Below are 24,048 nucleotides of genomic sequence, written 5' to 3'. Positions count from 1 at the left end.
AAGGTGCATTAACTCAGTTTTAGTGTGAACCTCTCTATTGAGGGGCAAATTATCTTATGTTGATGGAGGCAGGCTTAGGCTTGCCTCTTGTCGTTTTTAGTTCAAAAAAAGCCAAATAGTGTGATCTTAATGCGCTGCTTAAGTTGTTTTGTTGTATTAAAACTACAAAATGAGCCTTTTTTACAAAAAATTGCCATAAAGGGTTGTAATAAAATTACGGTTTTGATTATAATAGCTTCGTTGGTTGGCACAGGCCCTCCAACATAAGTCTATCCAGGATGGATAATTCTCCAAGGAATCGAGCGACAAGTTGACTCTGCGGTATATCGCCCAATTTGAGCGACTAATATCAAGTTTCATTTATTCAACTTTGTTAGGAGTTTTGACTATGTCTTATACAGGAATGCAATACGTTTATTGGCAGAATACTTGGTTTAACACTGATGCTCTGCGTGGCGGATTGTTTGCTATGTCCTTTAAGGGTTAACTACCCCTTTATCAATTGAACCTAGTTCACTTGATAGCAAGTAGTTGCATCATCCATCAACCTTACCCCAATATTGGGGAATTTTAGACTCAAGTTGCATATTGTTCATATTGACCCATGAATGATATGTCAGTGTCATCCGCTAGCGCGGTAACTCTTTTCCGTTAGGAACACTTGATACATGTCTTGCCTGCTCTTTGAGCAGGCTTTTTTTTGCCTAAAATTCAGTGTTCTGCATCTTATTGCTCTCTGATTGGCTGTTATTGGGGCATTGTCGAGTATAATCGGCGCGCGATATCCCAGTGCTCTGGTGATATTACTAACCCCTACAATGACTTATTATTCAAGGAACCTTGTTCCATGTTAGAAAAATTATTCAAATTAAAAGCACATCAAACTAGTTTGAAGCAAGAAGTGGTGGCCGGATTAACCACTTTTTTAACCATGGCCTACATCATTTTCGTTAACCCTATGATGCTTGCTGATGCCGGCATGGATCACGGCGCAGTATTTGTGGCGACCTGTCTTGCGGCCGCCATTGGCTGTTTAATTATGGGGATAGTGGCTAATTACCCCATAGCATTAGCACCAGGCATGGGGCTCAATGCCTTTTTTACCTACACAGTTGTCGGTGAAATGGGTTATAGCTGGGAAACGGCACTAGGTGCAGTGTTTCTGTCTGGCGTCTGTTTTCTCGTGTTGTCTTTAGTCAAAATTCGCGAGTGGATTGTTAACAGTATTCCTATGTCGCTGCGTTTAGGTATTGCGGCGGGCATAGGCCTGTTTTTGGCGTTAATCGGACTAAAGAGTGCTGGCATTGTTGTGGCGAATCCGGCGACCTTGGTCAGCATGGGGGATGTGACGGCATTTCCTGCTGTGATGGCGGTGCTGGGCTTTTTTATGATCATCGCCATGGTGCATCGCGGCATGAAATCAGCCGTTATCGTCAGCATTCTGTCGATCACCGTGCTGGGGGTATTATTTGGCGATGTGCAATATAATGGCCTGATGGCGATGCCACCCTCTATTGCACCGACCTTTATGCAAATGGACCTCTCTAGTGTCCTAGAGATCAGCATGCTCTCGGTTGTGTTTGCCTTTTTGTTTGTCGATCTGTTCGATACCTCTGGCACCTTAGTGGCTGTTGCCCATCGTGGTGGGTTTCTGGATGATAAAGGCCGCTTGCCTAGATTGAACCGCGCGCTGACTGCCGACAGCACAGCGACCATTGCTGGTGCCATGTTAGGCACCTCAACAACCACAAGTTACATTGAAAGTACCGCAGGTGTCAGTGCCGGTGGCCGCACTGGACTCACCGCCGTGGTGGTTGGGGTAATGTTTTTATTATCGCTGTTTATCTCACCGCTGGCCGGTATGGTGCCAGCCTATGCCACCGCAGGCACTTTGTTTTATGTGGCTATCTTAATGATGTCGGGCCTAATGCATGTTGATTGGGATGACTTAACCGAAGCGGCCCCAGTGGTGGTGGTATGTATCTTAATGCCACTGACCTTCTCGATAGCAACGGGTATTGCCATGGGGTTTGTGGCCTATGCGGCGATTAAGCTATTAAGTGGTCGTTATAAAGATTTGAGCCTGGGCGTGGCAGTATTAGCCGTTCTATTTTTAGCTAAGTTTATCTATGGCTAACTAACTTCAGCCCACTTTTTACAGAGTCTCACATGTCTATTTTGTGTGAGACTCTTACCATTTAGTAAACTGTTTCTTTTTTATTTTAGATGTCCGCTCATCCCTCCTATCTGCTTTTTGCGTTTATGTCTCACGGTTATTTCTCGCGCTAGTGAACCACTGTTTTAGATTTACCCCTGCTATACAGAAAAAGATTCAACTAAATCAATGAATTTTGACAGATGCTATGTATTTAAAAATATGCCCACGCTATACTTTTTTACAAGTTGATAACTTGGTGTCTACTTTAGTTGGGCACTGGAAACCTTGCCATGAAATCATTTTTAAATGCCTTATCAGTGTTGTTTATCTGTTGTTTGTTTTTGCTTTGTAGTCCCCCAGTAAAATCTTTATTGCTCGAAGCCCCTCTGGCCGATTTTAGGCCTGTAAAGGTAGTTCAGTTTGCCTATGGACAGGGGACGCGAGAACGGGTGTTGCCTGGAGAAGTCAGGGCTGCTGATCGAGCCATACTCTCGTTTCGTGTCGCGGGCGAGATAGCCAGTATTTTGGTGAGCCCAGGTGATGAAGTGCGTATGGGAGACACCTTGGCGACGCTAGATCCGGCCATTTATGAGCAGCAAAGAGCAGTGGCTAACGCCCAGTTTGAGCTGGCGAAGGTCTTATTTGAGCGCGCCAGCAACTTAGTTGAGCAAGGTGTGGTTTCACGAGGGGATTATGATCAATCAAAAGGTGAGTATACCGTGGCGCAAGCTGCGTTAGATAAGGCCAATTCTGACTTAACTTATACCCGCTTATTGGCGCCCTATGACGGAATCATCTCTAAGCGTTATATGCGTGTGTTTCAATATGCACAGACGCAGGAACCAGTATTGGGGATCCAAACCGAGAATGCGGTAGATGTTAGCTTCCAATTACCAGAACAGTTTATTGGCGCATTACAACGGCTTAATCGGTTTGATAGCGAGTATGCCGGGATAGAAGTGAAGTTTGATAGCCGCGATGAGTGGTTTGCTGCCAGATTAAAGGAGCTTAATACCGTCGCTGATCCCGATACTGGCAGCTACACCCTGATCGTGACATTACCCATTCCAGAAAAACTCAATGTCTTGCCCGGCATGGCGGCGAGTGTCAAGGCCGTGCTGCCTTCAGGTGTGAGTGATAGTGGGGTGACATTGTCTGATGGTGCCATTGTGGAATCAGACGGGCAACGTTATGTATTTCGATGGTTGGAGAGGGTTAAGCGCGTCGAGAAAGTTCCCGTAGTGATAGAGTCAAATCAAATCGTTGAGGGGCTAAATGATGGCGACTGGCTGGTGGTTGCAGGGGCGTCGGAGTTAGTCGATGGGCAAAATGCGGTGCGTTGGTTAAAAGAGCGGGGGCTTTAATATGAAAACACTTATGGCCTCATGTCTAGTGGGTGGACTTTTGCTGATGGGTTGCAGTGAGTCTATGGTGATTGAAGCACCAGTGGCTCGAGTTGAAACGTTCACCCTACCGTACAGCAACAATCAAGTGATTAGAGAGTTTAATGCGCTGGCGCGGGCTCAAGATCTCACTCCGCTTTCATTTCGCGTCGATGGCAGGATCAGTAGCATACCCGTTATAAAAGGTCAGCGGGTTAAAAAGGGCGATTTGCTGGCGGCATTGGATAAGCAGGATTACGAAATAGTGTTAAACGATCGCACTGCGAGGATGGAGGTCGCTCGTAAACAGGCTCAGCGAACCAAACTGTTAGTCGATAAGCAGCTGATCTCGCAATCAGAATATGACCAGATAAAAGCTCAATATTTAGTGTCTCTTGCCGAGGCCAAGCAAGCAAAATTGTATCTAGATTACACCGAGTTACGAGCACCGTTCGATGGTGTTGTCAGCGATATTTTTGTGGAGTCCTTCGAGAATGTCCGACCTGGCTCTGAAATTGTCACTATGCATAAAGTTGAACGCATAGATGTCGAGGTGCAGATCCCAGATATTTTGCTAGCGGTATCAAAGCGCAATGATGTTAAGGCTATGCAGCAGGTTTATGATGTGACGTTTGACGCGTTTCCTGAGGTGATTTTTAAAGGCACCATCTTAGAGATAAACACGGAAAAAGATCCCTCATCTTATACGTTTATTGCCACACTAGCGGTGCCCTTAGATGGCAAATATAAAATCCTTGAGGGGATGCCTGCCAAAGTAAAAGCTAACTTAAGCCATTTGACCTACACCTACACTCGGCAGCACTTGGTGCCAATTGAGGCTGTGCTGATGCGAGATGGTAGTCAAATAAATGAACAAGAGGGTGGAGTGTGGCTGTATCAGGCTGATAGCGATAGCGTTAAATATCAGCAGGTTAAGCTGGGTGTAATTGTCGGTGACATGATTGAAGTGGTTTCAGGGTTATCCGGTGGGCAGATCATCATCACTGGTGGGGCTAAGCGCTTAGTTGATGGACAGAGAGTTGAGCTGATTAAGGGATAGTCACAATGAATGTAGCAGGGTACTTTGTCAAAAATGCCGTGATCAGTTGGATGTTTTCACTGATCTTACTCATCGGTGGGCTAATGGCCTTTACTGGCCTAGGTCAGTTAGAAGATCCCCCTTTCACCATTAAAGATGCCGTTGTGGTAACGCTTTACCCCGGTGCGACATCCACTGAGGTTGAGGAAGAGGTGACTTACCCCATAGAAAAGGCGATTCAGGCGTTGCCTTATGTGGATAAGATCCGTTCGTTGAGCACCTCAGGGTTGTCACAGATAAGCGTCACCATGAAAAACAACTATGGCCCAGATGAATTACCACAGATTTGGGATGAGTTGCGCCGTAAGGTCAATGATATGTCCGCTCAGTTGCCACCAGGGGTGAACCCGCCAATGGTGAATGATGACTTTGGCGATGTTTACGGCATCATGTATATGGTCAGTGGGCCTGATTACAGCTATCGAGACCTGCTTGATTATGTTGATTTTGTTAAACGTGAATTAGAACTGGTGCCTGGTGTCGGCAAGGTTTCATTGGCCGGGGCACAGCAGGAACAGATTTTTCTTGAGATATCATTAAACAAGTTATCTAACTCAAATATAGACCCAGCAACGATTAGTAATCTGCTGAACTCTCAGAATATGGTGTCAGATGCGGGCAATATTCGCGTGGCGGGTGATAACTTACGGATCCGCACCAGCGGCGGTTTTAAAACAGTTACCGAACTTGGCGATCTGATCATTCCAGGGGCTGCGGGGGCTAAACTGATTTACCTCAGAGACGTCGCCAGTATTAAACGGGGCTTTCAGGATATCCCAAGTAATGTCCTAAGTTTTAACCAAGATAGCGCAATCAATATTGGTGTCTCATTTTCATCCGGTGTGAATGTAGTGTCAGTAGGCGACGCGGTCGCCGAGAAATTAGCCGAGATAGATGATGCTCGCCCTGCGGGGATGAAAATCGCAACCATGTATAATCAGCCTGAAGAGGTTGATAAATCGGTGGGCAGTTTTGTATGGAACCTCATTGCGGCCGTGGCGATCGTTATTGGTGTTCTACTGGTCTTTATGGGGCTAAAGAGCGGGATATTGATTGGTTTAATCCTCTTTTTAACCTGTCTTGGCACCTTTATATTGATGTTGCAGGCTGATATTGAGCTGCAGAGGATCTCCTTGGGCGCGCTGATCATTGCGCTAGGGATGCTGGTTGATAATGCCATTGTGGTGGTTGAGGGGATCTTAATTGGTCGTCAACGCGGCGAGACAACCTTGCAAGCTGCGCAAGCAATCGTTAAACAAACCATGTGGCCACTGTTTGGCGCCACAATTATTGCCATTACCGCGTTTGCACCGATAGGCCTGTCGCCCGATGCGACCGGCGAGTTTGCCGGATCGCTATTCTGGGTGTTGTTATTTTCTCTGCTACTTTCTTGGGTCACGGCGATTACCATCACCCCTTTCTTTGCGCAACTTTTCTTTGGTGCAGATGGTGAGAAGGTGGTTAAAGGCGCTGAAAAGGACCCCTATGGCGGAGCATTTTTTACCGCTTACAAAGCTTTATTAGATATTTGTATGCGTTTTCGTTGGGTCACGGTTTTGCTGGTTTGCAGCGCTTTCGTCGCGGCTTTGGCTGGGTTCGCTTATGTGAAACAGTCCTTTTTTCCGCCATCTACGACCCCTATTTTTTTGGTCGATGTGTGGCTGCCTGAAGGCACTGATATTCGTGAAACACAGCGTGTGACGCAAGAGATGGAATCGATGGCCGTTCAAATCGACAATGTCGAGTTTGCGGCTTCTACGGTTGGTAAGGGATTCCCGCGTTTTCTGTTGACTTATGCGCCAGAGAAAAACTACTCATCCTATTCACAACTGGCGTTACGTACCACAAGCTTTGATGCCTTGTTGCCTGCCATGACAACCTATCGCGAGCAGGTTGAAGCCAGGTTCCCTCAGGTACAGTTTAAGTTTAAGCGCCTAGAAATCGGCCCCTCTTCCGATGCCAAAATTGAAGCCAGGATCAGTGGTGCAGATCCCGATGTCCTGAGGGAGTTAGCATTCCAAGTGATGACCGTTTTTAATCGCACGCCAGGAACCGTCAATGTGCGCCATGATTGGCGTGAGCGTGTGAAATTTATCTCTCCGGGCTTTAATGAGTCTCAGGCACGTCGTTTAGGCATAGTCAAAAGTAACGTTGATGACAACCTTAAGTTTGCATTTGCCGGGATGAACATCGGCATGTATAGAGAGGGGACAACACTGTTACCCATAGTGGCTCGATTACCCGAAGAGGAACGAGTTGATATTGGATCCTTGGAGAGTTTGCGGATATGGAGCCCTGTGCTGGGCGTTTATGTGCCTATGCAACAGGTCGTTGATGGCTTTGATGTAAAGTTTGAAGACCCTATTATTCAACGCAGAGATCGTAAGCGCACCATCACAGTGTTTGCCGATGCCGATTTTGCCTATGACATATTGCCGACGGAACTGCTTTCTAAGATGCAGTCGAGTGTCGAGGCGATAGAACTCCCCTCTGGTTATGAGCTTAATTGGGGCGGTGAGTATGAATCATCTAATGATGCTCAAGAATCCTTGTTTGCGACCTTGCCTTTGGGCTTTCTATTTATGTTCCTGATCACTGTTTTTCTGTTTAACTCGGTACGTAAGCCGCTGGTTATTTGGTGTTGTGTGCCGTTAGCCATTATAGGGATCACCTTGGGGTTATTGGTGCTCGATAAACCCTTTAGTTTTATGGCGTTATTAGGAATGTTAAGCCTATCTGGTATGTTATTGAAAAATGGCATTGTGCTGTTAGACCAAATCAATACGGAAATTGAGAAGGGAACAGAGGTGTTTGAGGCGGTATTTGAATCCACTGTTAGTCGTGTTAGACCTGTTTGTATGGCGGCCATCACGACCATTTTGGGGGTATTGCCGCTCATTACCGATGCATTTTTCGAGTCTCTTGCAGCGGTAGTGATGTTTGGTCTTGGGGTGGCGACCGTATTGACGCTAGTCGTTGTGCCTGTGTTCTATATCATTTTCTTTAAGGTGAAATATCGAAGCTATAAAACGTTTTCCAGTTAGTGATACTAAACACTCCACTTATTATAAAACGGCTAGGCAGGTCATTTAGGCCTGCCTTGATGTTGCAAGCTACTCATCTTTTAGTTCATTCGCTATCAATTTTTCTGTGGATTGGGTATAACGCTAAGTTCGGCATTATTTACTTTTTTTAAAATGAACTTAAGTGAGATTGGTTACCGCCGTGTGGTGGTGAAATTGGGGACCAGTGTGCTGACATCCGGCTCTAGGCAGCTAGATAAGGCGCATATGGTTGAACTGGCGCGCCAGATGGCAAGCTTAATGAAGTCAGGCATTGAAGTGGTGTTGTGTACCTCGGGGGCCATAGCCGCTGGGCGCGAACATTTAGGTTATCCTAGCCTGCCCGATACGGTGGCCAATAAGCAACTGTTGGCCGCTGTGGGGCAGGGACAACTGATTCTGGCGTGGTCACAACTGTTTAGTATTTACGGTTTACATGTCGGGCAGATGTTGCTGACCCGCGCCGATCTGCACGACCGAGAGCGTTATCTCAATGCCAGAGACTCGCTTAATGCGTTATTAGCTAATGGCATTATTCCTATCATTAATGAAAACGATGCGGTGGCGACCAACGAGATAAAAGTGGGCGATAACGATAATTTATCGGCCAGGGCGGCGCTACTGTGTGATGCCGACCTTTTGATTTTATTGACCGACCAAAAAGGGCTGTTCGATGCCGATCCTCGTGCCAATCCTGATGCCAAGTTGATTAAACAGGTGGTTAATATTGATGACAGTTTACGTCGGCTTGCAGGCGGAGCTGTGTCTGGATTAGGTACTGGCGGCATGGCGACCAAGTTGCAGGCCGCCGATATTGCCCGCCGCGCCGGTATTGAAGTGGTTATAGCATCAGGCCATAGACCAAGGGTCATCCAAGATGCGGTATGTAAAGAGGCGGTGGGTACGCACTTTACCGCGCTAGAAAACCCGCTTGAAAGCCGTAAGCAATGGATCTTAGCAGGACCTGCCACTAAAGGTAAATTAGTACTCGATAGTGGCGCGATTGTGGCTGTTACCCAAAAAGGTCGCAGCCTACTGTCAAAAGGTATTGTCAGCGTCAGTGGCCAATTTGAGCGTGGTGCGACCTTGCAGCTGGTGGACGAGTTGGGCCGCGAATATGCAAGGGGCATGACTCGTTACAGTGCTAAGGATCTGCTGGCCATTGCTGGTAGGCACTCTGATGAAATCGATTCTATCCTTGGCTACGATTATGGCGCTGCCGTTGTACACCGTAACGATATGGTGGTGCTGTAAAAGTACATAATATTAATCATTTCAGTAACAGCTGAGATAACTTTAGGAGTAAGGGTGTGATTGAACATCATCAAGCCTACTTGCAGACACTCGGTCAGCAAGCAAAGCAGGCAAGCTATGCACTGGCCAATCTCAGTGGTGAGCAGAAACAGCAGCTACTGAGCGCCATCGCGACCACGTTAACCGCCCGTAGCGACACCATTATCGCGGCCAATCAGCAAGACGTGGCTAACGCACGTGCCAGCGGCCTTAATGATGCGATGATCGACCGTTTGCTGCTTGATAAGGACCGGCTTAATAATGTCATAGCCGATATCGACAATGTGATACGCCTTGCCGATCCTGTCGGGACCGAGCTAGAAAGTCAGTTGCTCGATAACGGGCTGCGTTTGTCGCGTCGCCGCGTGCCATTAGGGGTGGTTGGGGTGATTTATGAGGCGCGCCCAAATGTCACCGTCGATATCGCAGTGTTGGCCCTAAAGACCGGCAATGCCGTTATCTTGCGTGGTGGTAAAGAGACATTGCTGTCAAATGTGGCACTCAGTGATGCGATTCGTGAGGCCATAACCGCGCAAGAGCTACCAGCCGATGCGGTGCAGTTGATCCAAAGCCCCGACCGTGCCTTAGTGACGGGACTGTTAAAGCTCGATAATTATATCGACATGATAGTGCCCCGTGGTGGCCAACATCTGCAGCGCTTATGCGCCGAGCAAGCGACTATCCCCGTGATATTGGGCGGGATAGGGATTTGCCACCTGTATGCAGACAAAGAGGTCGATATCGACAAGGCGATAGTCGTGATCGCCAACGCTAAGGTGCAGCGTCCTACCGTGTGTAATGCGCTCGATACCGCGCTAGTGCATCGAGACATCGCTGGCCAGTTGCTGCCTAAACTGTATCGTCAATTGGCCGATTTAGGCGTGAGCTTTTATGCCTGTCCGCAGGCCAAAACCTTGGCTGATGGTTTAGCTGTGGATATGCATGATGCCACTGAGGACAGCTATGCACAGGAGTGGTTAGCACTCACATTAGGCATTAAGGTGGTCGATGATATTGACGCCGCGATTGCCCATATTCGTCATTATTCCAGTGGTCATTCTGAGGGGATATTAACTGACAATATCCACGCCGCCGCCTACTTTGTTAATCAGGTCGATGCCTCTGCGGTATACGTCAATGCCAGCACGCGCTTTACCGATGGCGGTCAATTTGGGCTTGGTGCCGAAGTAGCGGTGTCGACGCAAAAATTGCATGCGCGGGGCCCGATGGGGCTTGAAGCCTTAACCACCTATAAGTGGATAGGGGTTGGGGATTATACCGCCCGTCGCTAATGGCGTTGACTTGAATCAACGCCTGTAAAACTAACACGGCTTAAAGAGAAAGCAGCTATTCCCTAATGCTTTCTCTTTTTTATGTTTAAAGGTGTCTGTGCTGGGCTGTTGTTCAGTGCAGCCATTTTATTTTGTACGACAAAATAAAATGGCTTCCGAGCACCTAATCGCTAGTCTCAATTGGGGAAGGGCATCTTATAGCCCAATAGACTATAGCCCTGGAGATAGCGGGGCTTTGGGCGGACGCCGTTTTAGCTGTGGTAATAACTGCTGCAGTGCCAGTGCCGATAAAATTAACCCGAGGCCGATGAAGGTCGAGCGGGTAATGGTTTCTTGTAATATCCAAGCGATAAAGCCCACCGATAATACTGGTGTGATAAACACTAACGTGCTCATGCTGGCAGTGCGGTCGGCTTTTTTCAGGGCCACTAACCACAGAACAAAGGTCACACCCATCTCAAACAACCCCACATAAACCGCAGCGCCAAAGGCGTTGGCGTTCCAAGTGGGCAGCGATTCGGTCAGTAGCAATGTCACCACAATAAAAGGCAAGCCCATTAAAAAACTGAGTAGCAAGCTAACCACAGGGTCGCCACTGTCTTTGGTGTTGATTATCCAATAAAGACACCAAAGTACGGTGCTGGTGAGCGCAAGCATCACCCCTGCAGCGCTGTCAAAGTGGATATCGGTAATATGACCATTGGTGGCGATAATAAACACCCCTAGATAGGCGATAAGCGCCGCGGTGAGATCGCTTTTGCGTAGCTTTTGTTTGAGTAGCGGCACCGATAATAACGGCAATAGAATGGCCCAAGTGTAATTGAGCGACAGCGCCTGCTGCGCCGGTAATAAGTCATAGGCCTTAAACAGCACCAAATAATAGAGAAACGGATTGAGCAGCCCACTTTGTAAATAAAACCAAGGGCGGCGAGCCCATTGGCGTTGAATTAGGTGAAATTTGCCCATAATTAGCAGGATGACAGTCAGTGCCACAATGGAGCTGGAGACGGCAATAAACACCAACTGCAATGGCGTAAAGTGGCTCAAGGCTAACTTAAATGCGGTGGCGACGGTGGACCAGAGTAATATGGCACCAATGGCATAGAAGTAGGCTTGATTAGATGATTTCACTGACTTATCTCGTTAACTGAAATGGCCATAGAGCATGGCTATTGTGGGCTGTTTGGATGACTAATTGTATACATTATACCTATAAGGCCGGTTATTGAACTGACTTTCAGCCAAAAAAATGTTCAATTAAGCTAATTTTTATATTTTTAACCCTTGTAATCATCTCAGGCGGCCCAATATAGGGTGTTAAGGAAAGATATTGGCTTGGATAGTAAGGCTTGAAAATCATGACGCCTATCCCCATATCTGAATCAGATGACAAATTTAGCATTCGTTAAAAGTTTTTATTGGAGGACTCCATGGGTAAAATTATTGGTATCGATTTAGGTACAACCAACTCTTGTGTTGCAGTATTAGATGGTGGCAAGGCGCGCGTAATTGAAAACGCAGAGGGCGATCGTACCACCCCTTCAATCATCGCTTACACAGGTGAAGAAGTATTGGTTGGTCAGCCTGCGAAGCGCCAAGCGGTAACTAACCCAAAGAATACCTTCTTTGCGATTAAGCGTCTTATTGGTCGTCGTTTTAAAGATGATGAAGTACAGCGCGACGTAGACATCATGCCGTTTAAGATCATCGGTGCTGACAACGGTGATGCATGGGTTGAAGCGCACGGTAAGAAAATGGCGCCACCACAAGTGTCTGCAGAAATTCTGAAGAAGATGAAGAAGACTGCCGAAGACTTTTTAGGTGAGCCAGTAACAGAAGCGGTAATTACCGTTCCTGCATACTTTAACGACTCACAGCGTCAGGCGACTAAAGATGCTGGCCGTATCGCGGGTCTTGAAGTTAAGCGTATTATTAACGAACCAACGGCTGCGGCATTGGCTTACGGTATCGATAAGAAGCAAGGCGACAACGTTGTTGCGGTATACGACTTAGGTGGTGGTACATTCGATATCTCTATCATCGAAATCGATAGCGTAGATGGTGAGCAAACATTCGAAGTACTGGCGACTAACGGTGACACTCACTTAGGTGGTGAAGATTTTGACAACCGTCTAATCAACTACCTAGCCGATGAGTTCAAGAAAGAGCAGTCAATCGATCTACGTAACGATCCGCTAGCAATGCAGCGTCTAAAAGAAGCTGCTGAAAAAGCGAAGATTGAACTTTCTAGCACCACACAGACTGAAGTTAACCTGCCTTATATCACGGCAGATGCGACAGGTCCTAAGCACTTAGTGGTTAAGATCACACGCGCTAAACTTGAGTCACTGGTTGAAGATTTGATTGCTCGTACACTTGAGCCGCTAAAAGTAGCTTTAGCTGACGCTGATCTATCAGTATCAGATGTAAACGAAGTGATTTTGGTTGGTGGTCAAACTCGTATGCCTAAAGTACGCGCAGAAGTTTCTGCCTTCTTTGGTAAAGAGATCCGCCAAGACGTTAACCCAGACGAAGCGGTAGCTATCGGTGCAGCAGTGCAAGCTGGTGTACTTTCTGGTGACGTAAAAGACGTACTATTGCTAGACGTTACACCACTTTCTTTGGGTATTGAAACCATGGGTAGTGTAATGACTAAGCTAATTGAGAAGAACACGACTATCCCAACTAAGGCGAGTCAAGTCTTCTCAACAGCAGATGACAACCAGAGTGCGGTGACTATTCACGTACTTCAAGGTGAGCGTAAGCAGTCAAGTGCCAACAAGTCTCTAGGTCAATTTAACCTAGAAGGTATCGAGCCTGCGCCACGCGGTATGCCACAAATTGAAGTGGCGTTCGATATCGATGCTGATGGTATCTTGCACGTGTCTGCGACTGACAAGAAGACAGGTAAAGCACAAGCGATCACCATTAAAGCCTCTTCTGGTCTAAGTGAAGAAGAAGTTGAAGCTATGGTTCGTGATGCTGAAGCACACGCAGACGAAGATGCTAAATTCGAACAGCTTGTAACCGCACGTAACCAAGCCGATGGCATGGTGCATGCGACCAAGAAGCAGATCGAAGAAGCAGGCGATGCGCTACCAAGCGAAGACAAAGAGAAAATTGAAGCTGCGATGGCCGATGTTGATACCGCAAGTAAAGGTAACGACAAAGAAGCTATCGAGAAAGCGACTCAAGCATTGATGGAAGCATCTGCTAAGTTGATGGAAATTGCTCAAGCTAAGGCACAAGCAGGCCAAGGCGAACAAGCTGAAAAATCAACTGATTCGTCTGCTGATGATGTTGTCGATGCTGAGTTCGAAGAAGTTAAAGACGACAAAAAATAATTCAGGCTTAGCCTAAATTATTTCCAGCGGGCGTTATGGGGAAACTCTAACGCCCGTTCGTACAACTCTAGCGCAGAAAGTATAAGACTATGTCAAAGCGAGATTATTACGAAGTATTAGGCGTAGGTCGTGACGCCAGCGAACGCGAGATTAAAAAGGCTTATAAGCGGCTAGCCATGAAGTTTCACCCAGATCGTAATCCGGGTGACAAAGAGGCAGAAACCCGCTTTAAAGAGGTAAAAGAAGCCTACGAAATCCTAACCGACAGCGATAAGAAAGCCGCCTATGATCAGTTTGGTCATGCGGGTGTCGATCCTAATCGTGGTGGTGGCGGATTCGGCGGCGGTGCCGATTTCGGTGATGTGTTCGGCGATGTGTTTGGCGATATCTTTGGTGGTGGCCGTCGTGGTGGTCAGCGTCAAGCAGCGCGCGGTAGTGACTTACGTTACAACCTCGAATTGTCGCTTGAAGAAGCGGTGAGAGGCTTAACCAAAGAGCTACGCATTCCAACCCTTGCAGCATGTGATGCGTGTGATGGTAGCGGCGCGAAAAGAGGCTCATCGCCAACCACATGTGGCACCTGTCATGGACAAGGCCAAGTGCAGATGCGCCAAGGTTTCTTTGCCGTACAGCAAGCCTGTCCAACGTGTCATGGCCGTGGCAAGATCATTAAAGATCCTTGCAACAAGTGTCATGGCGAAGGTCGCGTCGAGAAGAGTAAAACCCTGTCAGTTAAAATCCCCGCTGGGGTGGATACTGGCGATCGCATTCGTCTCTCTGGCGAAGGTGAAGCGGGCGAGTTTGGCGCACCAGCAGGTGACTTATATGTTCAAGTCACGGTGCGAGAACATGCTATTTTCGTGCGTGATGGCAACAACCTGTACTGTGAAGTGCCTATCTCATTTAGCACAGCAGCCCTGGGCGGTGAGATTGAAGTGCCTACCCTAGATGGTAAGGTGAGCCTTAAGATCCCAGCCGAAACACAAACAGGACGTATGTTCCGTTTACGCGGCAAAGGGGTGAAATCGGTTCGCAGCCATGCAGTGGGTGACTTACTGTGTAAAGTTGTGATGGAAACACCAGTCAACTTAAGCGAAAAGCAAAAAGAGTTACTGCGTGATTTTGACAAAACACTGACGGGTTCGGCAAAGAAGCACAGCCCTAAAGCTGAAGGCTTTTTCGATGGTGTGAAAAAGTTCTTTCAAGACTTAAATAGCTAACGTCTGTTGGCAACTAAAAAAACCTCGCATAGCGAGGTTTTTTTATGGCTTACTCTCGCTAATATATGCTGTAACGGCTCAACTTTACTCGGCATTATCATCAAACGATTAAGCCCATAGCCTCTAGCTCCTTTAGCCATGATATCGAGCCATAGTATCGAACCATTGCTGCGACGGAAGATTACTGTGATTAGGGCTAGTATTATGATGATAGAGTATCCGTTGCATAATGCGGCTATAGTCGCTGGCTGGTGGACCCTAAAGGAATTGATGATGAAACAAATGATAACAGTGATAATACTAGTCATATTAGCTGGCTGCGCGACAAATCAGTCGCCCACAGGGCGATCGCAAACCTTGCTGTTTTCGGCGCAGCAGATGGATCAAATGGGCACCGAATCATTTGAGCAGATGAAACAGCAACAAGCCTTAAGTAAAGATAAGCAACGTATCGCCTATGTTCGCTGCGTCGCCTCTCGCATTACCGCAGTATTACCAGCAGGGCAACCCAAATGGGAGGTGGTGCTATTTGAGTCTGAGCAGATAAACGCCTTTGCATTGCCTGGTGGCCATATTGGGGTGTACACCGGCTTGCTCAAAGTGGCGACGAATCAAGATCAGCTAGCTACCGTTATCGGTCATGAGGTGGCACATGTGCTAGCCAATCACAGTAATGAGCAAGTCTCTCGGGCGCAGATGACTGGGGTTGGCATGCAGCTGGCGAATGCGGCACTGGATGTCAGCGGGGTGGGCAATCGCGACCTTTATATGGCGGCGCTTGGCTTAGGTGCCCAAGTGGGCTTTGTATTGCCCTATGGTCGTGAGCAAGAAAGTGAGGCCGATATTATGGGCGTTGAGTTAATGGCTCGGGCGGGGTTCGATCCCAGCCAAAGTATCGAGCTATGGCAAAATATGGCCAAGGCGGGCGGCAGCCAGGGACCTGAGTTGCTCTCGACACATCCGTCTCACGGACGCCGTATTGCCGATTTACAACAGATGCAACCTAAGGTGATGCCCTTATATCAGGCAAGCCAAGCTAAGGTAAAAAATAGCTGTGACTAATTGGCTATTCGCGAGTTTTTTGTTGCATAGTATGGTAAAATCCGCCGCGAAATTAATTGAATAAATGAGAGTATTATCATTATGTCTGACAAGTTCACCACAATTGAACAGCATGCCAGCTACGGTGTCGGTCGCCAATTAGGCGAGCAATTAGCGGCAAACTCTTTTGAAGGTATTGATATTTCAGCTGTACAAGTTGGTCTATCTGATGCGTTTGACGGTAAAGAGAGTGCGGTTTCTATGCAAGATCTTCAAACTGCCTTCACTGAAATTAGTCAGCGTATTCAGAAGGTACAAGAAGCTGCAGCAGCAGCTGCGTCTGCAGAAGGTGATACTTTCCTTGCGCAAAACCAACAACGTGAAGGTGTCGTAACCCTAGAGTCTGGTCTGCAGTATGAGATCATTACCGAAGGTAATGGTGATAAGCCTGCTTATGATTCTACTGTTCGTACTCACTACCATGGTACTTTTATCGGTGGTGACGTATTTGACAGTTCAGTATTACGTGATCAACCTGCCGAGTTCCCTGTGTCTGGCGTGATTGCCGGTTGGACCGAAGCACTACAACTTATGCCTGTTGGGTCTAAGTGGAAGCTGTATGTTCCGCATCACCTAGCTTACGGCGAGCGTGGTGCTGGTGCATCAATCCCGCCATACTCGGCGTTAGTGTTCGAAGTTGAGTTGCTCGATATACTTTAATAAAAATAGCCTAAGCCATTGCTTAGGCTTTTTTTTGTATTGTATTTAAAGCGAGTTTTGTGGTCTATTGGACATAATAATAAACCGTAAAACAGCGCAATATAGATCGAAGGGAGAAGTAGATGACAGAGCAAGTAAGAGTCGCTATTACTGGTGGCAGCGGCCGAATGGGTCGAACTCTTATTGAATCGGCCAAACTGAGTAGCAATATCTTTTTAGGTGCTGCGATTGAGCGTGCTGGATCGACACTGATTGGTGTCGATGCTGGTGAGCTTGCTGGTGTCGGGGCGATGAATGTGGTGATCACCGATTCGCTCGATCAAGCTGTCGATGACTTTGATATTTTGATCGACTTCACTTCTCCTGAAGCCAGCGTGGTACATACCGATTGGTGTGCACGCAATGGCAAGGGTATCGTTATCGGTACCACAGGCTTTAACCATGCTCAAAAAGAACAGATTGCTGCATATGGCGAAACCACGCCTATCGTGATGGCGCCCAATATGTCTGTTGGGGTGAATTTGATGTGGCGTTTGTTGGAATTAGCCGCCGAGGTGATGGGCGACTATACCGATATCGAGATCATCGAAGGTCATCACAGACATAAAAAAGATGCACCATCGGGCACTGCGTTAAAAATGGGCGAGGTGATTGCTGAGGTGTTGGGCCGCGATCTTGAAAAATGTGCCGTTTATGGCCGCGAGGGCATAATGGAAGAGCGTTCGCGCGAGACCATAGGTTTCTCGACCATCCGTGCTGGCGATTTAGTCGGTGAGCACACGGCGATGTTTGCTGATATCGGTGAACGTTTAGAGATCACCCATAAGGCATCCAGCAGAATGACCTTTGCTAATGGTGCAATGCGCGCCGCATTTTGGCTTGGCGATCAAGATCCGGGTCTCTATGACATGCAGCAGGTGTTAGGCCTGAAAGATTAGTATTTGATCAAAAACGCCCACGTGGCGTTTTTTTTTGAAATAAAATACCGCTTCACTATAGACGAGTAGCTACTTCACCTATAGAATTGACGGAATTTGTCAAAATTTCGTATTTCAGCGGAAGTTGGTATTTTAAAAGCAAGATAAAACCCTATTATACAATGGCTTGGCTCTTTTCGGAGGTCGCGTTGACAAAGTCTGCCTTACTCGTACTCGAAGATGGAACCGTATTCTCAGGCACTGCAATTGGTGCTGATGGACTGGCAGTAGGAGAAGTCGTTTTTAACACTTCAATGACTGGTTACCAAGAGATTCTTACTGATCCATCCTATTCTCGTCAAATTGTTACTTTAACCTACCCACACATTGGTAACACTGGAACCAATAGTGAAGATACCGAATCTGATGCAGTGCATGCATGCGGGTTAATCATTAGAGATTTACCACTAATGGCCAGTAACTTCAGAAATCAGCAATCCCTCAGTGATTATCTTAAAGCCAATAATGTTGTCGGCATCGCTGATATTGATACGCGTAAACTGACGCGTATTTTAAGGGAAAAAGGCGCGCAGGCTGGCGCTATTTTAGTCGGTGATACGGATGAAGCTAAAGCGCTTGCTGCAGCTCAAGCCTTTCCCGGATTAAAAGGCATGGATTTAGCCAAAGAGGTCACCACCGACACGCAATATCAGTGGCGCAGTGGCAGTTGGCGCTTAGTCGGCGGTCTACCAGAGGACACACCAAAAGCAGAACTAAAATTTAAAGTCGTTGCTTATGACTATGGTGTGAAGCGCAATATTTTACGTATGTTAGTTGACCGCGGTTGTGATGTGACAGTGGTTCCCGCCCAAACGCCTGCTAGCGAAGTGTTAGCGATGAATCCTGATGGGGTGTTTTTATCAAACGGCCCAGGCGATCCAGAGCCATGCGATTACGCTATTAGTGCGATTCAAGATATTTTGAAGACTGACGTTCCTGTATTTGGTATCTGCTTAGGGCATCAATTACTGGCACTGGCCTCTGGTGCTAAAACCTTGAAGATGAAGTTTGGTCACCATGGTGCTAACCATCCAGTGAGCAACATCGAACTCGGCAACGTGATGATCACCAGTCAAAACCACGGTTTTGCCGCTGATGAAGCTAGCCTACCCGATAATATCAGAGTGACGCATAAGTCGTTATTTGATGGTTCGTTACAAGGTATCCATCTTACCGATAAGCCAGCCTTTAGCTTCCAGGGGCACCCTGAAGCGAGTCCTGGCCCTCATGATGCGGCCCCCTTGTTTGATCACTTTATTGAATTGATTGAACAATATCGTCACCACGCTAAGTAGTCCGGGAGAAGGTTTCAGCAATGCCAAAACGTACAGATATAAAAAGTATTCTAATCTTAGGTGCCGGCCCGATTGTGATTGGGCAAGCGTGTGAGTTCGATTACTCGGGCGCTCAGGCCTGTAAAGCACTTCGTGAAGAGGGTTACCGAGTTATTTTGGTTAACTCGAATCCTGCGACTATCATGACCGACCCTGAAATGGCCGATGCGACCTATATCGAGCCGATCCAGTGGGAAGTTGTACGCAATATTATTGCCAAAGAGCGTCCAGACGCCATTTTGCCTACCATGGGTGGTCAAACTGCACTTAACTGTGCATTGCGCCTCGAAAGCGAAGGTGTATTGAGTGAATTTAATGTCGAGATGATTGGCGCCACAGCTGATGCAATCGATAAGGCTGAAGATCGTAGTCGCTTCGATGAAGCGATGAAGGCGATTGGTTTGGAGTGTCCACGAGCGGGTATCGCCCGTAGCATGGAAGATGCTTATGGCGTGCTTGAGCAGGTCGGATTCCCTTGTATTATTCGCCCATCATTTACCATGGGTGGTAGCGGTGGCGGTATCGCTTACAACAAGGAAGAGTTTGAAGAGATCTGTTCTCAAGGTCTTGACCTTTCACCGACCAATGAACTGCTTATTGATGAGTCGTTAATTGGTTGGAAAGAGTATGAGATGGAAGTGGTTCGTGATCGCAACGATAACTGTATCATCGTGTGTTCAATTGAAAACTTCGATCCAATGGGTGTTCACACGGGTGACTCAATCACAGTTGCTCCAGCACAGACGTTAACCGATAAAGAGTATCAGTTGATGCGTAATGCATCATTAGCTGTGCTGCGCGAGATCGGTGTTGAAACTGGTGGCTCTAACGTTCAGTTTGGTATCAATCCACTAGATGGGCGCATGGTGATCATCGAGATGAACCCACGGGTGTCTCGCTCATCGGCATTGGCATCTAAAGCCACAGGTTTCCCGATTGCTAAAATCGCCGCTAAACTTGCGGTTGGTTTTACCCTAGATGAACTAAGCAACGACATCACTGGTGGTGCGACCCCTGCCTCATTCGAGCCTGCTATCGATTACGTTGTGACTAAGGTACCTCGCTTTAATTTCGAAAAATTTGCCGGTGCCAATGACCGTCTAACCACTCAGATGAAATCTGTGGGTGAAGTGATGGCGATTGGCCGTACTTTCCAAGAGTCGCTGCAAAAAGCGCTGCGTGGGTTGGAAGTGGGCGTCAATGGTCTCGACGCTATCATCGATATCAAAGATAACGATGCGCTGTCACGTATTCGACACGAGCTCAAAGAACCTGGTGCAGACCGTATTTGGTATATTGGCGATGCGTTTCGCGCGGAATTGAGCTTAGAAGAGATTTTTAAGCTGACCAATATCGACCCTTGGTTCCTTATCCAAATTGAAGAGCTGCTTAACCTAGAGACGCAAGTCAAAGAGGTTGGTATGTCGGGCATGGATAAGGATTTCTTATACAAGCTCAAGCGTAAAGGCTTTGCCGATTCTCGTCTTGCCGTGCTGTTAGGTGTCAGTGAAGCCGAGATGCGCAAATTGCGCTACCGCCACGAGATCTATCCGGTGTACAAGCGCGTCGATACTTGTGCGGCTGAGTTCTCAACCGATACGGCTTACATGTACTCTACCTATGAGGAAGAGTGCGAAGCTAACCCGTCAGACCGTGAAAAAATCATGGTGATAGGGGGGGGGCCAAACCGTATTGGTCAAGGTATTGAGTTTGATTACTGTTGTGTTCACGCCGCTTTAGCACTGCGTGAAGACGGTTACGAAACCATCATGGTCAACTGTAACCCAGAGACGGTATCAACCGATTATGATACCTCTGACAGACTGTATTTCGAATCGATAACCCTTGAAGATGTGCTTGAAATTGTACGTATCGAAAAGCCCAAGGGGGTGATTGTACAGTACGGTGGTCAAACGCCACTTAAACTGGCGCGAGATTTAGAAGCTGCTGGCGTTCCGATTATAGGTACTAGTCCTGATGCCATCGACAGAGCCGAAGACCGCGAGCGTTTCCAGCAAGCGATTCAGCGTCTCGAGATGAAACAGCCTGAAAATGATACCGTAACCACGGTTGAAGGCGCGGTGATTTCTGCCGAGCGTATAGGCTATCCGCTCGTGGTACGTCCATCGTATGTACTGGGTGGCCGTGCAATGGAAATTGTCTATGACGAGCAGGATTTGCGTCGCTACTTTAATGAAGCGGTTAGCGTCTCTAATGCCTCGCCTGTGCTGCTGGACCGTTTCCTCGACAACGCGATTGAAGTGGATATCGACGCGATTTGCGACGGTGAAATCGTGGTGGTTGGTGCGATTATGGAGCATATCGAGCAAGCGGGGGTTCACTCTGGTGACTCAGGCTGTTCTCTGCCACCATACACCCTAAGCCAAGCGATACAAGCTGAAATGCGCGAGCAGGTTGGCAAGCTAGCAATGGAGTTGGGAGTGGTTGGCCTGATGAATGTGCAGTTTGCGGTGCAAGATAACAACATCTACATGATTGAGGTTAACCCTCGCGCAGCACGTACCGTGCCATTCGTCTCTAAGGCGACGGGTGTGCCGTTAGCTAAGATTGCCGCGCGCGTGATGGCGGGCCAATCGCTAACATCGCAAGGTTTTACTCAAGAAGTGATCCCACCTTTCTACTCAGTCAAAGAAGTGGTATTGCCGTTCAATAAATTCCCTGGTGTTGACCCATTGCTTGGCCCTGAAATGCGCTCAACCGGTGAAGTAATGGGCGTTGGTGACACGTTTGCCGAGGCTTATGCAAAAGCACAGCTTGGCGCGACATCAGAAGTGCCTAAGTCGGGTCGTGCGCTCTTGTCTGTGCGTAACAGCGACAAGAACCGCGTTGCCGATTTAGCGGCTAAGTTGATAGAGCTTGGTTACGAAATCGATGCCACTCACGGCACAGCTGTTGTGTTAGGCGAAGCGGGCATTAACCCTCGCCTCGTGAACAAGGTGCACGAAGGTCGCCCTCATATTCTTGACCGCATCAAGAACGATGAATACACCTACATAGTGAATACCACCGAAGGTCGTCAAGCGATTGAAGACTCACGTCAACTTCGCCGCGGTGCATTGCGTTATAAGGTTAACTACACGACGACATTGAACGCGGCTTTTGCCACGTGCATGGCGCACGCTGCAGATGATCGTACTAATGTGACGTCGGTGCAAGAGTTGCACAAGCGTATTACTGGCTAAGAGTTATTGAGCGTTAAAAAGGCCGCAGTAGCGGCCTTTTTTATGGGGTTGATTTACAATAAATACTCCTATGATAGCTTGTCGTTTAGCCATGGATTACCTACTATGTTTGCTGTGTTGTTCGGGTTGTATGTTAAGCAAGGTGGAGTAAAATACACCGTTCTTATGGCCTTACGATTAACAGAGTGTGATTCAATAGCATCTCGTAGCATCACGGTATAGAATAGAGTAATTCCACGCGTTATTTTACTTAGTCAGTGGCCTCAATATGGGTCAGGCTGGCTAGGATGCTTTTGTTTTTAAGGAGACGATCGTTCCTATGAATAAGGTTCCGATGACTGTAGTTGGCGCAGAACAACTACGTAAAGAGTTAGATTTTTTAAAGTTTGATAAGCGTCCTAAGATTGCTGAAGCGATCGGTATTGCCAGAGAGCTAGGTGATTTGAAAGAAAACGCTGAATATCATGCAGCCCGCGAAGAGCAAGGTTTGTGCGAAGCGCGTGTACGTGACATCGAAGGTAAACTGTCTAATGCACAGATCATCGATGTGACTAAGATGGAAAATACGGGCCGAGTGATTTTTGGTGCGACAGTGACTATCTTAAATATTGATACCGAAGAAGAGTTCACCTATCGCATCGTGGGCGAAGATGAAGCTAATATTAAACAAAATTTGTTGTCGGTTAGCTCACCTATCGCCCGTGGTTTGATAGGTAAAAATGTCAATGATGAAATCTCAATCACCACGCCGGGTGGCACCAGTGATTTTGAAATCATCAAAGTTGAATATATCTAGTCGACCAGGTGATACAAAAAAGCCGCTAATGGATAGCGGCTTTTTTATTAAGCAAAATGAATTTACTTTGCTCTAGGGATGGCAATCTTCATTTCTGGAGATTGACGGAAAAGGACCAATACGTGACCGATAAGCTGAACCTTTTCAGCTTGAGTTTCGCGTACAATGGCGTCAACGACTGCATTTTTTAGCTCTCTGTCTCCAGAGGCTACTTTCACTTTGATTAATTCATGATGAGAGAGTGCATTATCAATTTCAGCCAGTACACCTTCAGTCAGACCATTGGAACCAAGCTGTACAACAGGCTTTAGGTTATGTGCTAAGCCTTTTAAGTGCTGTTTTTGTTTGGTTGTTAAGTTCATTTCTACCAACTTTATGCTGAGTTACTGTTGAAAAAACGCTATTCTACCCTCATATAGCCTTTGTGTAACTCATATTTGTTACGGATTTTAAATGTCAGGTAAAAAACGAACAGCAAGTTCCTCGCGCTGGATGCAGGAACATTTCGATGATCACTATGTTAAATTATCGCAAAAGCGGGGCTTACGTTCGCGTGCCGCGTTTAAACTTGAAGAGATTCAGCAGAAAGATAAATTAATCCGTCCGGGAATGACAGTGGTTGATTTAGGTGCTGCGCCAGGAGGTTGGTCGCAAATTGCGGTTAAGCTAGCTGGCGATAAGGGTAAAGTCATCGCCTGTGACATTTTACCTATGGACCCAATCGTTGGGGTCGATTTTTTACAAGGAGACTTTCGAGAAGATAAAGTGCTCGAGGCCTTACTTGAACGTGTCGGTGATGCTAAAGTTGATGTTGTGCTATCTGATATGGCGCCCAATATGAGTGGTACAGGCGGTGTCGATCAGCCGCGGGCCATGTATTTGGTCGAACTTGCATTAGATATGTGTCATCAAGTGTTGGCACCTAACGGCAGTTTCGCGGTCAAAGTCTTTCAGGGGGAGGGCTTTGACGATTATATGAAAACGGTTAAAGAAGCTTTCACAACCGTTAAAACACGTAAGCCAGACTCTTCGCGACCGCGTTCGCGTGAAGTCTATCTTGTGGCGACAGGATACAAGTTGTAGTAACCTAACGTCAGTAACCGCAAGACTTTATGAGGTCTAGTAAT

17 protein-coding genes are annotated in these 24,048 nt (G+C 47.2%); 15 read left to right on the top strand and 2 right to left on the bottom strand.

Annotated features, from left to right (window positions below; translation table 11 throughout):
- Positions 1-847: 847 nt before the first annotated feature.
- From AC5YBX_RS12725 to AC5YBX_RS12700, 6 genes are all read left to right on the top strand, one after another.
- A complete protein-coding gene (locus AC5YBX_RS12725; RefSeq protein WP_475514550.1) occupies positions 848-2,137 on the top strand; it encodes an NCS2 family permease in 1,290 nt (429 codons plus the stop codon).
- 311 nt (positions 2,138-2,448) lie between these two features.
- The gene (locus tag AC5YBX_RS12720) at positions 2,449-3,522 is read left to right on the top strand and encodes an efflux RND transporter periplasmic adaptor subunit (RefSeq protein ID WP_494521189.1); all 1,074 of its coding nucleotides are present in this window, start codon (positions 2,449-2,451) and stop codon (positions 3,520-3,522) included.
- Position 3,523: 1 nt separating this feature from the next.
- A complete protein-coding gene (locus AC5YBX_RS12715) occupies positions 3,524-4,600 on the top strand; it encodes an efflux RND transporter periplasmic adaptor subunit (protein ID WP_494521190.1) in 1,077 nt (358 codons plus the stop codon).
- Between the two features lie 5 nt (positions 4,601-4,605).
- Entirely contained in the window at positions 4,606-7,683 is a 3,078-nt protein-coding gene (locus AC5YBX_RS12710) for an efflux RND transporter permease subunit (protein ID WP_494521191.1), read from the top strand.
- Positions 7,684-7,836: 153 nt separating this feature from the next.
- Positions 7,837-8,955 (top strand): glutamate 5-kinase, encoded by a 1,119-nt coding sequence (proB, locus tag AC5YBX_RS12705; protein WP_494521192.1) that lies wholly within the window; start codon positions 7,837-7,839, stop codon positions 8,953-8,955.
- 56 nt (positions 8,956-9,011) lie between these two features.
- Positions 9,012-10,286 carry a glutamate-5-semialdehyde dehydrogenase gene (locus AC5YBX_RS12700; protein WP_475514548.1) on the top strand — a complete coding sequence of 425 codons (1,275 nt, stop codon included), beginning with the start codon at positions 9,012-9,014 and terminating at the stop codon, positions 10,284-10,286.
- Between the two features lie 210 nt (positions 10,287-10,496).
- Here the strand turns inward: AC5YBX_RS12700 and AC5YBX_RS12695 are convergent, their stop codons facing one another.
- Entirely contained in the window at positions 10,497-11,417 is a 921-nt protein-coding gene (locus AC5YBX_RS12695) for a DMT family transporter (RefSeq protein ID WP_494521193.1), read from the bottom strand.
- A 299-nt stretch (positions 11,418-11,716) separates the two neighbouring features.
- On the opposite strand from AC5YBX_RS12695, the gene dnaK reads away from it, so the two are divergent.
- The 8 genes from dnaK to greA all read left to right on the top strand — a co-directional run bounded on the left by dnaK (position 11,717) and on the right by greA (position 22,921).
- Positions 11,717-13,630: a molecular chaperone DnaK gene (gene dnaK / locus AC5YBX_RS12690; RefSeq protein WP_494521194.1), complete on the top strand. Its 1,914-nt coding sequence runs from the start codon at positions 11,717-11,719 to the stop codon at positions 13,628-13,630.
- An 89-nt stretch (positions 13,631-13,719) separates the two neighbouring features.
- On the top strand, positions 13,720-14,850 hold the full coding sequence (gene dnaJ, locus AC5YBX_RS12685; protein WP_110458253.1) for a molecular chaperone DnaJ: 1,131 nt from the start codon (positions 13,720-13,722) through the stop codon (positions 14,848-14,850).
- A 270-nt stretch (positions 14,851-15,120) separates the two neighbouring features.
- Positions 15,121-15,912, top strand: a complete 792-nt coding sequence (locus AC5YBX_RS12680; protein WP_494521597.1) for a M48 family metallopeptidase — start codon at positions 15,121-15,123, stop codon at positions 15,910-15,912.
- Between the two features lie 81 nt (positions 15,913-15,993).
- Entirely contained in the window at positions 15,994-16,611 is a 618-nt protein-coding gene (gene bamJ, locus AC5YBX_RS12675; protein ID WP_110458251.1) for a BamJ family beta-barrel-assembly machinery protein, read from the top strand.
- 122 nt (positions 16,612-16,733) lie between these two features.
- The gene (gene dapB / locus AC5YBX_RS12670) at positions 16,734-17,549 is read left to right on the top strand and encodes a 4-hydroxy-tetrahydrodipicolinate reductase (RefSeq protein WP_494521195.1); all 816 of its coding nucleotides are present in this window, start codon (positions 16,734-16,736) and stop codon (positions 17,547-17,549) included.
- A gap of 161 nt (positions 17,550-17,710) precedes the next feature.
- Positions 17,711-18,883, top strand: a complete 1,173-nt coding sequence (gene carA / locus AC5YBX_RS12665) for a glutamine-hydrolyzing carbamoyl-phosphate synthase small subunit (protein ID WP_494521196.1) — start codon at positions 17,711-17,713, stop codon at positions 18,881-18,883.
- Between the two features lie 20 nt (positions 18,884-18,903).
- Positions 18,904-22,125 carry a carbamoyl-phosphate synthase large subunit gene (gene carB / locus AC5YBX_RS12660; protein WP_494521197.1) on the top strand — a complete coding sequence of 1,074 codons (3,222 nt, stop codon included), beginning with the start codon at positions 18,904-18,906 and terminating at the stop codon, positions 22,123-22,125.
- A 319-nt stretch (positions 22,126-22,444) separates the two neighbouring features.
- Positions 22,445-22,921: a transcription elongation factor GreA gene (gene greA, locus AC5YBX_RS12655; RefSeq protein WP_475514539.1), complete on the top strand. Its 477-nt coding sequence runs from the start codon at positions 22,445-22,447 to the stop codon at positions 22,919-22,921.
- A 62-nt stretch (positions 22,922-22,983) separates the two neighbouring features.
- Here the strand turns inward: greA and yhbY are convergent, their stop codons facing one another.
- On the bottom strand, positions 22,984-23,283 hold the full coding sequence (gene yhbY, locus AC5YBX_RS12650) for a ribosome assembly RNA-binding protein YhbY (RefSeq protein WP_110458246.1): 300 nt from the start codon (positions 23,281-23,283) through the stop codon (positions 22,984-22,986).
- Positions 23,284-23,374: 91 nt separating this feature from the next.
- On the opposite strand from yhbY, the gene rlmE reads away from it, so the two are divergent.
- The gene (gene rlmE / locus AC5YBX_RS12645; protein WP_110458245.1) at positions 23,375-24,004 is read left to right on the top strand and encodes a 23S rRNA (uridine(2552)-2'-O)-methyltransferase RlmE; all 630 of its coding nucleotides are present in this window, start codon (positions 23,375-23,377) and stop codon (positions 24,002-24,004) included.
- Positions 24,005-24,048: the final 44 nt, after the last annotated feature.

The sequence above is a fragment of the Shewanella sp. 492 genome (assembly GCF_059338445.1).
The sequence above is the reverse complement of the archived record's forward strand: the minus strand, read 5'-3'. Positions and strand labels throughout refer to the sequence as shown.

Bases quoted from the DNA above. Each gene is read 5' to 3' on its own strand.
- AC5YBX_RS12725 (WP_475514550.1), top strand. From the start codon at position 848: ATGTTAGAAAAATTATTCAAATTAAAAGCACATCAAACTAGTTTGAAG.
- AC5YBX_RS12720 (WP_494521189.1), top strand. From the start codon at position 2,449: ATGAAATCATTTTTAAATGCCTTATCAGTGTTGTTTATCTGTTGTTTG.
- AC5YBX_RS12715 (WP_494521190.1), top strand. From the start codon at position 3,524: ATGAAAACACTTATGGCCTCATGTCTAGTGGGTGGACTTTTGCTGATG.
- AC5YBX_RS12710 (WP_494521191.1), top strand. From the start codon at position 4,606: ATGAATGTAGCAGGGTACTTTGTCAAAAATGCCGTGATCAGTTGGATG.
- proB (WP_494521192.1), top strand. From the start codon at position 7,837: ATGAACTTAAGTGAGATTGGTTACCGCCGTGTGGTGGTGAAATTGGGG.
- dnaK (WP_494521194.1), top strand. From the start codon at position 11,717: ATGGGTAAAATTATTGGTATCGATTTAGGTACAACCAACTCTTGTGTT.
- dnaJ (WP_110458253.1), top strand. From the start codon at position 13,720: ATGTCAAAGCGAGATTATTACGAAGTATTAGGCGTAGGTCGTGACGCC.
- AC5YBX_RS12680 (WP_494521597.1), top strand. From the start codon at position 15,121: ATGATGAAACAAATGATAACAGTGATAATACTAGTCATATTAGCTGGC.
- bamJ (WP_110458251.1), top strand. From the start codon at position 15,994: ATGTCTGACAAGTTCACCACAATTGAACAGCATGCCAGCTACGGTGTC.
- dapB (WP_494521195.1), top strand. From the start codon at position 16,734: ATGACAGAGCAAGTAAGAGTCGCTATTACTGGTGGCAGCGGCCGAATG.
- carA (WP_494521196.1), top strand. From the start codon at position 17,711: ATGGCTTGGCTCTTTTCGGAGGTCGCGTTGACAAAGTCTGCCTTACTC.
- carB (WP_494521197.1), top strand. From the start codon at position 18,904: ATGCCAAAACGTACAGATATAAAAAGTATTCTAATCTTAGGTGCCGGC.
- greA (WP_475514539.1), top strand. From the start codon at position 22,445: ATGAATAAGGTTCCGATGACTGTAGTTGGCGCAGAACAACTACGTAAA.
- yhbY (WP_110458246.1), bottom strand. From the start codon at position 23,283: ATGAACTTAACAACCAAACAAAAACAGCACTTAAAAGGCTTAGCACAT.
- rlmE (WP_110458245.1), top strand. From the start codon at position 23,375: ATGTCAGGTAAAAAACGAACAGCAAGTTCCTCGCGCTGGATGCAGGAA.